Source organism: Neobacillus kokaensis (assembly GCF_014656545.1).
Taxonomy (GTDB): domain Bacteria; phylum Bacillota; class Bacilli; order Bacillales; family Cytobacillaceae; genus Neobacillus; species Neobacillus kokaensis.
On sequence record NZ_BNDS01000003.1, the window covers coordinates 68,408 to 83,266 of the forward strand.

The following is a 14,859-nucleotide window of genomic DNA, read 5'->3' on the forward strand; positions in this document are numbered from 1 at the left end:
TTTGATGAAGCCAAAAGTTATTTTTAGAAATGTTTCAAAAACCTATACCCTTTATGGAGGTAAATTTGATAAATTAGCCGATTTATTTTCATCTAGAAAGAAAAAAAATAAAACTTTTTATGCACTTAATAATATCTCATTTGAAGTTTATGAAGGTGAGACAATTGGTATTATAGGTGTGAATGGTTCTGGAAAATCAACAATGTCAAATTTATTAGCGCAGGTTATACCACCTACATCTGGTCAAATATCAATAAATGGTGAAACATCACTCATAGCAATTTCAGTTGGACTGAACAATAACCTAACAGGTTTTGAAAATATAGAATTAAAATGTCTCATGCATGGTTTATCGCAGGAGAAAATTGAGGAAATTACACCAAAAATAATTGAATTTGCTGATATAGGTGAGTTTATCAGCCAACCGGTTAAGAACTATTCTAGTGGTATGAAGTCCAGATTAGGATTTGCCATCTCTGTTCATACAGATCCGGATATCCTAATTATTGATGAGGCTCTTTCTGTCGGGGATGAGACATTTTATGAAAAATGTTTAGCAAAAATGGAAGAGTTTAAAAAGAAAGGAAAAACAATTTTCTTTATTAGTCACTCCATTTCACAAGTCAGATCTTTTTGTGATAGGGCAATTTGGCTGCATCACGGTAAAGTTCAAAGTTATGGGGGAATAGGAAAAGTAATAAGGGAATATAAGGAGTTTATTTCCTGGCATAAAGCTCTTGCTCCAGAAGAACAAAAAATGTATAAAAAAGAAATGATGGCAAAGCAATTCATATCATTTGATAAGATTAACAATGTTGAAAATGAGTCAGTTCAGTTACACAGCAGATCAATGACAAAAAAGAAGAAAAATTCCGAGAAGCAAGGCAAAAATTTCATTTTATCCGTATTATTTCTTTGTATGTTGGTTAGTGCTTATATGTTGTTACAAGGTGGTCTTCATTCTGTGGCTGATACTTCCAAAAAGATTGAGAATACTAAAAATAACTTAGAAGTTAAAAAGTCTTCTCAACCTATTCAAAAAGAGGTGCGGATTATTAATCGGGAAGGGTATGTTCGGGAAAATAAAATCGAACTATTTAGTGATAGTAATAAGAAAAAGGTGATATCCTCTTTGGATTTTTCCGAAAAAGTTATGGTTGAAGAAGAAGCGGACCAACTTTATAAAATTCGATTAGATAATGACAAGGAAGGGTATACCGACCAAAAGAATATTAGCCTTTTGGACAGCATAGATGATACTAAAAAGATAACTTTGAGTGGAATCTTATCTATAACTCCCGAGGTTTTTAGTAAAACGTATCAATTTTATTTAGCTTATATAAATGCAAGTGAAGAAAAAATAAAAAATGATTTGCGTGGATTAACCAACGAAATTGCAGAAAACTCAAATAAAAAGTTCCTTGTTTTTGGAAATGGACAGATCATATTTCAAATCAATAACGGAGAATCCACTGCTCTTATCATAAAAGGTATAGATACAAACTCTCCTGAGTTTAGTTCATTGAGTGAGAATGCTGTTCTCAAAGATCAAGAGGGTAATTTCGGCCTTGTTGCTACAGAGCAAAATTATATTATTTATAATAAATTAGACCAAACTATAACAATTGAAACAAAATAAAAATATCCCCGATTTAAATAAAAAGTTAGGGATATTTTTATTTAAATAGGCTTTTAATTACCAAATAGTGGGTTGTTTTAAAAAATATCCTAAAGATACGAAGATTAGTAAATACTAAGGAGGATTGATAAGATGTCGATTATAATCGATATTTTTGGAAGTTGTGTAACTAGAGATGCATTTGCATTAGATAATCCATTTACAATAAATAGGTATTTTGCGCGTACTTCTATTATAAGTCAATACTCAAAAGCAATTAATATTAGGGAAGATGAGATACAGCTTTCCTCTAGATTTCAACAAAGAATGGTCTATAATGATTTGCAAAAAATGTTTAGAAGATATATACAGAATCCCTCATCTGACTATTTTATTATTGATTTAATAGACGAAAGAATGAATCTGATCAAATTAAAACAAGGTCCTTATATTACAAGGTCCAAGGAATATGATAATGCAAAACTTAAATTAGACCAAGTATCAATTCTGAATCGCCTTCAGTTACCAGAAAATTTATGGTTTGAAAAAGCTGAGTTATTTATCGAAGATTTGAAGAAGAAGTTTGACTTAAATAAGATTATTTTACATAAGGTTTTCTGGCAAGAGAAATATAAAACTGCTGCAGGAGATCTGAGAGAATTTGAAAATATAGAAGTAATTAGTCAAAATAATCGTCTATTAAATACCTATTACTCTTTTATAGAAAACCATATGGATGGTATTCATGTAATAGATCTTAATGGAAAGTACTATTCGGATGAAACACATCGCTGGGGAAAATCTCCGTTTCATTTTGAAGAAGAATATTATAAGGAATTTCTTCAACAATTACAGACTATTACAATAGAATAGAAAAGAAATAAGATACATAAAGGGTGGGTAAAGGGTGTCTTCAATAGCAGAAATGATTAAAGAAAATGAAAAGATATTTAACGGCGCACTGCCGATTAAATATTATTTTTCACCTTCAACTGAAGTGTCAGAGCATTTGATCATTGGATTTTCAGGATTTAATGGAAAAGAATCAACTGGTGAACCTGCAAGATATAACTATGTCAAACAATTAAGGGATTTTAATTGTCATAAGCTGTTTATCTTAGATAGTTATGATGGACACCCTTGCTATTATATTGGAAAAAATAAATCATTAGATTATGAAGTTACTGTTATGGCGTTGATTAATTATATCGCTAATAGATTACAAATCCCTATGTCTAATGTTATTACGATTGGTTCAAGTAAAGGTGGTACTGCTGCGTTATACTTTGGAATGAAATATAGTTTGGGCCATGTAGTTGCTGGGGGAATGCAAACCAAAGTAGGTGATTATCTATGGCTGGGAGACTATACACGAAACAAGGTTTTGCCTTTAATAACCAATGGAAACGAAGAAAATGATAGACGTTACTTAAATAGATTCTTTGAAAAAATCTTTTTTAATCCAAGAAAAAATACTAACTATAATATTCATGGAGGAGCAGGAGATCACCATTTTGTGAATTATGGAAAGCCCTTTATTGAATGTCTGGATAATCATAGAATTAAGTATCGTTTAGATATACAGGACTATTCCGATCATGGTTTAATTGGGCAATACTATACCCCATTCTTGATGAATCAACTTTCAAGAATTACAGGGAAAATTACAATTTTAAGGGCTCAATTAGAACAAAAAGAAAATGAGCTTAAGGTTTTCTGTCATATAGCTAATACCTTAAAAAGTGATAGCTCTATCAGATACGCGTATTATTTCTTTAGAAATAACGATAACGAACCATTTGAAAAAATACACTATAACAGGGCAAATAGTTATACACTGACTGTAAGCCAGCCAGGAAAATATCGGGTTAGGATATATATTAGAAATGAAAAGGGAATTGTAAAGATTGGGACAAATCAGGTTGAAGTTTAGGGGAAAATTATAAACAAATTAATAATACAAGGAGCCTGTCTAAAAGGATCATGTATCAATATAGACTTCCTTGAACAGTCTCAACGAGGTATAGGTTGAACAAAATAAAAAGATAAAAAAGCAAGAAGGGAAAAGCATAAAGTTTTTCGCCACTTGCTTTTTTTATATGCTAAAGGGCAGTCCTTCAGCATCTTTATTTGTTATTAGATTCAATAAAGTTTTTCAAGACGGGTACCTGTTCCTCCATTGAATAATTTACAATTTTATTTTTATTCATGATACTTGAATTAGCCATTAGAGGAAATTCTGAAAAGATAAAATAAAAAGGTTGCCGATTAGGCATCATACTAGCTTGCTTAATATCATTATTTAAGACTTGTATTTTTTTGATTTGAGTTGTATTAGTACCTTGGTCATTTAAGAATTTAATGAACGATTCGGAAATATCTAATGCTTTATTTCCAACTATTTGTATCTCACTATTATTTAAATCATATGAGCGCTTAATTGAAAGGAAATTTTTTGCATTAAAGTCTTTTATACTTTTAGGTAGGTTATTTTTTAGAGCAATTTGTGGAATATTATTTCCACTAATTGTTTCATTATCTACTATAGATACATTTCTTCCAAATGCTAATATAATAGCAGCTCCCTTAAAATAACCTAAAAATTTGTTTTGCTTAATTGTTACATTTGAACTTCGTATGTTAACTCCATAATTTAGATTAGCTAACACGTTTCCTCTAAATACAGTGAAGTTGGCAGTTGAATGTGTTCCGATACCATATTGTGTATCTTCAGTTAAGTATTGTAAACCTAATTCATTTTTACCTCCACCATAGACAGAATTAAATTCTACGGTGCTAAAATAATCCGGATATTGCCCGGATACGTCTATACCTCGTCTGGAGCCCGAAATTCGATTATCTTGAATTGTTGAATATGAACTTCCGTATAATTGTATACCATAACCACTATACTTATCATTTGCCTCAGTTACCTTGGAATTCTCTATATTCGTACGATAACTACTTACTACGTAAATTCCAACAGCAGTAGAGTTTTTGATGCTTACTCTATTAATAGAACTATTCGTTCCATATTCTAATTTAATACCTACTGTACGGTCGTTGGAAGGTTTACGGATAATATTAATTTTTTCAATGCTTATATTTATAGGGTCAATTAATTTTATCTTTATGTTCTCTTTTTGTGGATCATATGCATCCCAAATACCTTCTGCAAGAATAACTTCGGATTTATTAACCCCGATAATTTTGTGAAGTTCCCCTTTGTGTAAATTTTGTGTACCTGTCCTAGGCTCAAAATACCATGGTTTGTTACTCTCGATTAATAAAAGGTCATTTGAATCAACACCAGATCTATTTGGAAGATTTATATGTATATCCCTAGTTTTTAGAATATTGTTAATTTCTATCGTCTTTTTCACTTTGCCAGTAAAGTATAATACTGGTTCATTTTTTGTATTACTCCCCATTAGTAATGTGGCATTTTTTTGCCCATTAGTAGTAATATTAATATCTTTTGTAATCTTAATAGTCTCAGTAATAAGATAGGTCTTATTGGAATCGAAAATGATATTTCCGCCGTTTTTAACATGTTCAATGGCATTTAAAATGGCTTGAGTATCATTGTGTTTACCATCTCCAACAGCACCATAGTCACTAACATTAATAAAAGAGTAGGTTTTTTTGATTTCTTTTTGCACTTTGATTCTTTTACTATTATCCGTAATCTTATCCTGTTTTTGATTATGGAAAATCCAAATGCCTAGGAATAAAGAGGCTGTTAAAATTAAAAATATAATAATTATATTTGTATTTTTTGAAAATCTACTTAAACGCAATATCCATCTCCACCTATTTAGAAATTATTTTCTAATTTATTATTTACGCTTCTATTCATATTTTAGAATAGTATAGCTTTTTATTCTACCGATATACTTTATTATACCATTGAAAATTTCTACCTTGTTTTTAAAGGGACAATAATTCGTGTGGTAAACCTATGAATTAGTATTTATTTGTGTATAATTTAGTTAGACATTTTTTTGGGAGGAATCAAAAATGAAATCAAAGTTATTTAGTGTAGTATTGGTCACTTTATTACTAATTTCAGGTTGTGGTAAGGAGCAAACGAATAAAGAGTCTAATGAAAATCAGCCCAAAATATTAAAGGTTATGATTAAGAAAAAAAATTCGAAGAACTTGGTCGTTGAAACAAAAGCAGAAGGCAAGGAATTAACATTTGCACACTATCTGTACTTGGATAATAAATTGCTAAAGAAATTTCCTTATAAAAGTGATGCTCATTTTTCCTATAAGATTAGTAAACGAGGTATTTATAAAGTTAGGGTTTTTGTAAAAAATAAAAATGATAAAGTTAAAGCAAAAACGACTGAAGCTGTTAGAATGTAACATTGGTGTATTACCGTATCTGTTTAAAGAAAAAAATTAAAGTAAAGAAATATTCCCTATTAAAACAGGAAGGTAGGATTACAACATTGTTTAGAGACTGTCCTGCAATTGTTTTTTCAGAAAATAAGTATGATCAACTTAGCAATTTTAGAATTTATGATGGATGTTACTTTATTCCCTCTTCTAAAGCTTTTAATACTAAAAATGAAATAATAGATATAAGCGGCTCAGGTGTTTATAAAAGTAAATTTATTACAAAAGGCAGTGATGTATATGACATTACATCCGATCTATCTAGTGAATTAATTGGTAAAAATATAAGAGGTTCATTAACCATTTATGTAATTAATAAGGTTGAAAATAAAGCATCTATCATAACCGACCCTCTTTCAGGAGGAATAGTTTTTTACTTCCAATCTGAAGCAGTGACTGTATTTTCTAATAGCATTTATAGTATTAAAAGTATACTTAATGCACTGGATATTCCTTTGAAAAAGTCTATGGATTATCTAAATGAATTAGTAGGTACAGGAAACGGTGGTTTTTTTGATTCAAGCTATGAAGAAATCAAAGCTTTGAAGCCATTCCAATATGTTGAAGCATGGAATCATTCATTTACTATTAAGGATTACTTATGGAAACAGCAATTTTTTACTCCGGTCACTAATTATAATGAAGAAATTGAAATTGCAGTAGAGGAAATAAAGAATAATATAACCGCTGTATCTAATTATGAAAATGGCGCACATAAGATAGCGCATTTAACAGGTGGTTTTGATTCCAGACTGGTTTTATCTAGTATTCTTAATATAAATTCATCTGATAATTATCATTTCTTTTGTTCAGATCAATTTGAATTGACTGATCGATTAATTGCAGAAAGGCTATCCACAGAATTTAATCTTACAATGACTGAATACCCAGGCTACAATACGCTCAAAACTCCTTCTACATTAGAGGAAGAATATCTTTTACCTATGGAGTTTTCTGGGGGTATCCTATCTGCTGGAATTCACGGGAATTATAAAAAAACAACTGATATTATACTTAGTGGAGGATATGGAGAATGTTTTAGGTCCTTCTTTGGTTCTCGACTTGCCGAACATAACACAAATATTTTATCCTTATTACCAAAATTATGGGGAAATGTATTTTTTAACGAAAATGATGATGATTCTTTATTTTCAGCTAACTTTAAGAACAAGTTGTCTAAAAAAATAAGGCATATTTTTGACGAGGCTAAAGATAATGGAATTAGACAAGATGCATATTTAGATTACCTGTACACTAGAATCAGAAATCGATATTATATAGGATTCCAATCCCATAGTTGGTCTGAGTTTGCGTCAAGGTTTGATCCGCTATATTCATTATCAGCCATAAGGTGTGCACTGACATTACCCCAAGAGCTACGCTCAGCAAATATTGTTGGTATTGATATCATGAGTCAATTGTATAAGGATTTAATTGAACTGCCTTTTGATAGAGAAATCTTTAATGAAAATTATATAAGATATAGAGAAAAACCGAATGTAAGAGAGTTTAGCAGCATTGATAAACCTAAATTTGGTTTATCAGAGCTAATATATGGTAAAGAACTAAATAGGAACATAGTAGCAACACCCGAACAGAAGGAAAAAGCAAATAGATTGAAAGCTCATCTTTGGCAAGTTGTTGAAATAAAAAGGGTTCAACAAAAGACACTCGAATTAATTTCTTCAATGCCATCTAGTCAAGTGGCATCACTTTTTAACAGAAAAATTCTTTACAGACTACTAAAGAACGACTTAAATAATCGAGTACACATAAGAACTGTATTTCATATTTATTCCATACTTCTTTGGTATTTTAATAAGGAAAAGGTAGATGATAATTATCTTAAAGATAAAAATATATGGACTATAGGAAATATATAGTGTCAAATGCAACGCCCTTCTTATTCATTAAGTTGGGCTTTTAATCTTATTTTTCCTGTTTAATTCTAAACAATCCCCCTTTTCAAATACTCGTAAGTAGGGGTAATCCCGTTTATTATGGATAAGCTAATCTTATAATAAATATTAAGAATACGAAGGGTATCCAGTTAAATTGGATACCTTTTGTTTTTTATTAATTTTCCTATTTATATAAAAAACTTTGTAAAAAAATAATTGATTTTGTTAGAATAAGAAAGAAAAAGTCCATTTTACATTAGGGTTTATGAAGAAGTCTGTCTTTTATGGATAACTTCTAATAATTAATGAAATTCTAAAGTAAAAGACAGCATTATTGTAATAAAAAATAAAAACAATTATCATAAAAACTATGTACATTTATTATAAGTCACACCAAAGAAGTACATAAATTCACTACAGAATTGCATGGTGATTAGTATGTTGTTTCAAAAAAGGAAAAAGAGAAAAAACGCTAGCTCTTTAAAAGAAAAGATCTATATAGTTCAGAACGATCAGTTTCTGCAAATCCAGGGGAATTTATCTAAAGACTATTATCAGGTAACTGAATTATGGCTGCAGACCCGTAATGACGATAAGGGAGTAAAAGTAGGAGCAAATTCTTCAGCCGACGGAAAGTTTAATTTTAACGTGGATTTATCTAAATTAATCCCACGATTGGTTTCTTTTGAGGATTCAAATTTTGACTGGTATCTTAAACTTAGGGTGGCTGTCGAAACTTTAAGTGAATCAGCTTTAGCAAAACTGGATGAAAAAGCTGAATTTATTGAAGAAAACGGTATAAGGTATGCCGAATATTTTATTCGTCTTGGCCGATTCCAGCACACCCGTGTGGAAGGGTTAAATTACATATATAGTAACGAAACAAAGGCAATTTGTTATCTCACCAAAAAAGGAAATATATCAATTGTTCTTGATAAGGATCCATTTATCCCGCCGATCCTTCAAATAGACCGTTTAAAGACAGCTCCCAATATCTTATCAATTGAAGGTAAACTTTTTACAAAAGGTTCAAGAATTGTAGACGGCAGGCTGATTTTAAAGGGAAGGGACAGTAAGATAGAGCTGGAGACAGATGTTTCTTTTATTTGGAATGAAGAAGAAACAGCCTTAAAATATGGTCTTAATCGTTATTACTACAAGGCGGATCTTAATTTTAATATGATTCCTGGTGATACCAACTTAAAAGAAGATATTTATGACTTATTTTTAAAGATTAAACTTCATGATCAAAGTGAAGAAAAATATGTTCGTGTTGGCCGTCCAACATTGAGGGCTAAATTTTTTATCAAAGAGATTTATTCTATGATTGGAAATAACGTTTCTATTATTACACCTTATTACACCTTTAAAGGGTTCAATTTATCCTTGGAGGTCTTTGAATTCGATAAAGAGACGTTCCATTATTTGCAGAAAAAATTAAAATTTGCTTGGCTTGAACGGCTTTTTAATAAACATAAGGATATTTGGATTATTGGAGAAAGGCCGTATAAAGCGCAGGATACAGGTTATCACTTTTTTAAATATATGCGGGAAAAACATCCCGACAAAAATGCCTATTATGTCATTGACAAAGACTCACCAGAGCGGAAAAATGTCGAGCAGCTTGGAAACATTCTTGACTTTAAATCAAAGGAACATATTTGGCATGTGTTAATGGCAACTAGAATTATTGGTTCTCACCATGCTGATTACTTATACCCGGTACGGAGCCGAAGATTTAAAAGGGCTGTCAAGGGAATAAAGGTATTCTTGCAGCATGGTGTCATGGGGACGAAAAACATGATTGCCAACTACGGGAAAAATGTATCAGGTTTTCATACAGATGCATTCATCGTCAGCTCAGATTTTGAAAAAGAGATGATTGTAAACGACTTTGGTTATAATCCTAAAGAGGTATTTGTCACAGGGCTGTCCCGCTACGATAAACTTCTAGCCAATGATGTAGAGGTTAAACGACAATTATTAATCATCCCAACGTGGAGGGATTGGATTACCACCGATGAAGCATTTTTAGAGAGTGAGTATTTTGAAAGGTATAAAGACCTTGTTTTCAGCCCTGAGCTGCAGGACATTGCTTCTAAAAACAATCTTGAAATCATTCTTTGTTTACATCCAAATATGCAGAAATTTACTTCCTATTTCCAAGATGCCCCTGTAAGGGTGATTAATCAGGGGGAAGTGGATGTTCAATATCTGCTAAAAGAAAGTGCCATCATGATTACCGATTATTCGAGTGTCGGTTTTGATTTTAGCTTTTTATACAAACCAATTATTTACTATCAATTCGATAGGGACCGCTTTATCGGGAAAAGACCGTCCCATTTAGATTTAGAAAATGATTTGCCTGGAGATATTGTCACTAATTTAGAAGGGATATTAGACAGGCTTCACTACTATACAGACCGTCAATATAAAATGTCAGACCGTAATAAACAAAGGGCTGATAAATTCCTAAAATACCGGGATCTTAACTTCTCAAAAAGGATTTATGAGGTTGTAAAGAATCTGCCGCTGAAAAAGACAGTGATAGAAAAGATAATGGATAATGACCTGCTGATACGGGTATTTAATCGTTTTAGAAAGACGAAATATTATTTCCCTTTGATGAAATTATTTTACAAACTGGCAAAAAAACTGCTTCCAGTAGATAAAAACCTTATCTTATTCGAAAGCGGTGTAGGGAAGCAGTATGCTGACAGCCCTCGGGTTATTTATGAGGAGATTGCGAAGCAGAACCTGCCGTATAAAAAAGTTTGGGTCATTAACAAAAATATCCGGTTTATCGATCCTGAAACCATAAAGATAAAAAGGCTTAGCCCGCAATATTACTATTACTTGGCAAAGGCCGGTTATTGGATTAATAATCAGAACTTTCCTACCTATATCCAAAAGAGGAAAGAGACAACCTATATTCAAACATGGCATGGAACCCCTTTGAAAAAGATGTTATTCGATATCGAGCATGTCCAGGGACGAGATGAAGGTTATCTTGACAGGGTCTATAATGCGACGCAAACTTGGGATTATTTAATCTCCCCAAGCGAGTATGCAACAAATGCTTTTAAGAGTGCCTTCCGCTATAAAGGCAATATGTTGGAGATTGGTTACCCAAGAAATGATCTATTTTATCAAGGTGCACAAGAGGAAATTGCTAATAAAGTGAAAAGTGTCTTGAAAATTCCTGCGAATAAAAAGGTTATTTTATATGCCCCTACTTTCAGGGACAATGAAACAAGCGGGAATAATAAATTTGTCTTTAATATCAATATGGATTTGCACAGGCTGCAGGAACAGTTCGGTGACGAATATATATTATTAATGAGGATGCATGTAGTCATTAGTAACAAGCTGACGATTCCAGAGGAGCTAAGGGATTTTGTAAAGAATGTGTCGAATTATTCGGATATCCAGGAGCTTTTGTTAATTAGCGATATATTAATGACTGATTACTCCTCCGTAATGTTCGATTATGCTAATACCGGCAGACCAATATTTTTCTATACTTACGATTTGGATACGTATAAAAATGATGTTCGCGGCTTCTATATGGATTTTGAAGAGGAAGCACCAGGACCATTTTTATTTGACACAGAAGATATCGCCAATGCTTTAGAAAATATTGAAGATGTAAAGGTGAAATACAAGGACAAGTACGATGCGTTTAAAAGAAAGTACTGTCCGTTAGAGGATGGCAGAGCAGCCGAAAGGGTTGTCAATCAATTTTTTAAATAATAATGAAGAAAGAACCTTTGGTATTTTTGGGCCAAAGGTTCTTTTTATGAAAAATGGTAGGAATTAAGCCTCATAAATGTCTGAAAAATTGAAGATGAATCGGGGCGAATGTATGATTTTTTAAGAGTAGTTATTGGAAATGTCGTAGATTTGTAGCAGAATTTGTTGAAATTTGTTAGATTAAAAGGTGGAATTAAAAAAAAGGGGGGAAAATGAAAGTTTAAAAACTTTTCTGCTTGATTAGCGGATTCTCGTTAAATGTAACTGCTTAGTCAATACAGCTATGAAGAGTTCTAAATTTAATACGGAGGAATAGTTGGTGAGTAAAGTAAAAAAGGTAAGTTCGTATGTTCTGATTCTTCTTTTATTTCTGCAGTTTATTCCTAATCAATCCGCTGTTTATGCTGCGGAAACAACTGGGGACCAAGAAGTTAATGCTGTATTATTTGCTGATGAAATAGGAGGAAGTATTAATTTATATGAACAAGCATCTAGTACATCTCCCATTATTAGCACAATCAAGGATGATACAGCAGTATCAGTAATAGAAAAAGGGCAAGAATATACACTAGTCCAGTACTTAGATGAGCAGCGACAGGAGCAGTTAAGTGGTTATGTGGAAAATGATCGTGTCGTGGACGTATCGCAAGCTGAAGAGTTTAGAAATAGTCGAACTGAAGAGGCTAACGATTCAAATGTTGAAGAACCTTCCCTCGATACAACAGAAACCCAAAGTGCAGAAGTAAGCAGTGAAAACATCCAAACTGAAGAGGTTAAGGATTCTGAAACAGCTGTGGATTCTGTAAAACAAGCAGAGGAAAGCACGTCTGGTGAAACAGAAGTAAACACAGTTACTACACGTTCACTTACTGTTGCAACGGCTGAGGAATCTGTCGTACTTAGAGGGATTGGATTAGCAAATCCGACTATAGTTTACAAAATGCCGTCAACCAGCTCCCAAGAATTAAAAAGCTATGCGCAAGGGACCATTCTAAAATACGAAACATATTCAAATGATTGGTACCAATGTACGGTGTATATGAATGGCAAAGCTGTAACAGGGTACATTAAGGCAAGTGATGTTGAGAATATTGTTAGTTCACAACATAATTTAGAAGGAATTGCACTAAAAAATCCAACTAGTATCTATTCAAAAGCAGCAAAAAGTTCGAAGGTACTTAAATCCTATGCCCAAGGAACAGTGTTAAAATACAAACCACTAACGTCTGAATGGTATGAATGTACGGTGTATATGAATGGTAAAGCAGTCAAAGGATACATTTATAAAGCAGATGTTGAAAACTTGACCAGCAAACAATTGGATCTTCAAGGTGTTGCGCTGAAAAGTCCTACTAAGGTATATGCAAAAGCATCAACCTATTCTACTACCTTAAAATCATATCCTATCGGTACAATCTTAAAATATAAAACTTTAACCTCTGGCTGGTATGAAGGTAAGGTTTATATCAACGGAAAAGCTGTATCAGGATATATTAATGTCCAGGATGTTGAAAATGCTGTCGAAAATCCGAAGAGTTATACTGGAGTGGCATTAAAGGATCCAACTTCAGTATATGAAATAGCCTCAACGAGTTCAAAGGCAGTAAAGTCCTATCCTTTAGGAAGTATCTTAAAATATCAAACTTTTGCGAATGGCTGGTACTCAGCAACTGTTTATGTTAATGGAAAGAAGAAAACTGTTTATATTGCATCAAGTCATGTAGAAAACAGTACGACTAGTCCTTCAACTAAACAGGTTTGGGCCAAGGATGATTTGAAGGTGTATACTTATGCTTCCAAAAAAGCACCGGCTTTAAAATCATATCCTGGCGGCTCCGAATTGAAAGTTGAAACTTTTACATCTTCTTGGTATAAGGTAAAAGTTTATATTAAGGGGACAGCGCACGTAGGTTATATCAGTGTTAGCGATATTACGACAAGACCTTATTTAGACTTAGATTTAAGAAAGCCGGCTAATATCACTGCACAGGATATCGTGGATTATTTTAACAGAGTAAAACCTTCTAGCCCATTAAAAGAATATGCCCAAAGTTTCATAAATGTCCAAAACAAATATGGAGTTAATGCGTTATATCTTGTTGCACACGCAATTTGGGAAACGGGCTGGGGAGGTTCCAACCTCATAAAATATAAAAATAACCTTTATGGCTATGGTGCATATGATGTATGTCCGTTTACCTGCGGATATTACTTTCCGACAATCGAAAATAGTATTGAAGCTGTAGCTTATATGGTTAGAACTAACTATTTAACTCCTGGAGGTCCATATTATTATTCAGAATATGGCTCAACCTTAAGGGGAATGAATGTTAGATATGCAACCGATCAAAACTGGAAGAATGGTATTGCGAATCTAATGGAGAGTATGAACCCTTATGATGGAAAATACTATTCTACTGTTTCTGAATTACCTTTAAACGGGAGTGCGCCTGCTGACCTGAGCAGATATATTCCTGAAGGACTGCCATACCCAACTAATATTATTATTGACTTTCCAAATGGAATAACAGGTAAGATTACTGAAAATGTGAGTTTTAGATCGCTGCCATATACCTCTAGTTCAACCTATTTGGATTACTTATTAGCTGGTTCAGTAATAACCGTTGAAGGGTTTAATACAGACGTAAAAGAAAACGGTGAATATCCATATGACCACAGATGGTACCGAATTTTAATAAATGGTGAAGCCGGGTGGGTATACGGAGACAGTATCAAAATAGATAATTTACTGCAGGTTAAAGGTATAAGCACATACCTGTATATTCGAAAACAACCTGTTGATGGAGATAAGATTGGATCAGTTCCGGCTAATAGCTATCTAAAGGCTGTTTTAAAAGACGGAAAGCCTGTCATCCAGGACGGCTGGTATAATGTCTATCTTCCTAACTCTTCTAGCACGGGATGGGTTTCAGGAGATTTTATAAACGTAATTGAAAAATAATAGTTTCGTAGAAAGGGGCCAAAATTATTTTGGCCCCTTTTTAAATCCCAAAAAACGGTCCAATTTGTTAGGCCGTTTTTTTTGCTTTATTAAGTTTTCTAAATTAGTAATAAAAGCACTTTATGTAAATATGACAATTTAAGCAAATATGCGTAATTTGCAGAAATTTGTAGAAAAGATTCCAATATTTCCCCAGTTTAAAAAATGTATACTATAAACAG

8 protein-coding genes are annotated in these 14,859 nt (G+C 32.7%); 7 read left to right on the forward strand and 1 reads right to left on the reverse strand.

Annotated features, from left to right (window positions below):
* Positions 1–4 precede the first annotated feature (4 nt).
* The 3 genes from IE222_RS04935 to IE222_RS04945 all read left to right on the forward strand — a co-directional run bounded on the left by IE222_RS04935 (position 5) and on the right by IE222_RS04945 (position 3,551).
* On the forward strand, positions 5–1,639 hold the full coding sequence (locus tag IE222_RS04935) for an ATP-binding cassette domain-containing protein (protein WP_191270324.1): 1,635 nt from the start codon (positions 5–7) through the stop codon (positions 1,637–1,639).
* Positions 1,640–1,771: 132 nt separating this feature from the next.
* Positions 1,772–2,491, forward strand: coding sequence for a DUF6270 domain-containing protein (locus IE222_RS04940; protein WP_191270326.1), 720 nt, complete (start codon positions 1,772–1,774; stop codon positions 2,489–2,491).
* Between the two features lie 34 nt (positions 2,492–2,525).
* Positions 2,526–3,551, forward strand: a complete 1,026-nt coding sequence (locus IE222_RS04945; protein ID WP_191270327.1) for a hypothetical protein — start codon at positions 2,526–2,528, stop codon at positions 3,549–3,551.
* 193 nt (positions 3,552–3,744) lie between these two features.
* Here the strand turns inward: IE222_RS04945 and IE222_RS04950 are convergent, their stop codons facing one another.
* Positions 3,745–5,418: a right-handed parallel beta-helix repeat-containing protein gene (locus IE222_RS04950; protein WP_191270329.1), complete on the reverse strand. Its 1,674-nt coding sequence runs from the start codon at positions 5,416–5,418 to the stop codon at positions 3,745–3,747.
* Positions 5,419–5,638: 220 nt separating this feature from the next.
* Here IE222_RS04950 and IE222_RS04955 point away from each other — a divergent pair, with 220 nt between their 5' ends.
* From IE222_RS04955 to IE222_RS04970, 4 genes are all read left to right on the forward strand, one after another.
* Entirely contained in the window at positions 5,639–5,989 is a 351-nt protein-coding gene (locus tag IE222_RS04955) for a hypothetical protein (protein ID WP_191270331.1), read from the forward strand.
* A 5-nt stretch (positions 5,990–5,994) separates the two neighbouring features.
* Positions 5,995–7,905 carry a hypothetical protein gene (locus IE222_RS04960; RefSeq protein WP_191270333.1) on the forward strand — a complete coding sequence of 637 codons (1,911 nt, stop codon included), beginning with the start codon at positions 5,995–5,997 and terminating at the stop codon, positions 7,903–7,905.
* Positions 7,906–8,361: 456 nt separating this feature from the next.
* A complete protein-coding gene (locus IE222_RS04965) occupies positions 8,362–11,676 on the forward strand; it encodes a CDP-glycerol glycerophosphotransferase family protein (RefSeq protein WP_191270335.1) in 3,315 nt (1,104 codons plus the stop codon).
* A gap of 319 nt (positions 11,677–11,995) precedes the next feature.
* Positions 11,996–14,638, forward strand: coding sequence for a glucosaminidase domain-containing protein (locus IE222_RS04970; RefSeq protein WP_191270336.1), 2,643 nt, complete (start codon positions 11,996–11,998; stop codon positions 14,636–14,638).
* Positions 14,639–14,859: the final 221 nt, after the last annotated feature.

Coding starts and splice junctions, on each gene's coding strand:
- IE222_RS04935 (WP_191270324.1), top strand. CDS start 5: ATGAAGCCAAAAGTTATTTTTAGAAATGTTTCAAAAACCTATACCCTT.
- IE222_RS04940 (WP_191270326.1), top strand. CDS start 1,772: ATGTCGATTATAATCGATATTTTTGGAAGTTGTGTAACTAGAGATGCA.
- IE222_RS04955 (WP_191270331.1), top strand. CDS start 5,639: ATGAAATCAAAGTTATTTAGTGTAGTATTGGTCACTTTATTACTAATT.
- IE222_RS04965 (WP_191270335.1), top strand. CDS start 8,362: ATGTTGTTTCAAAAAAGGAAAAAGAGAAAAAACGCTAGCTCTTTAAAA.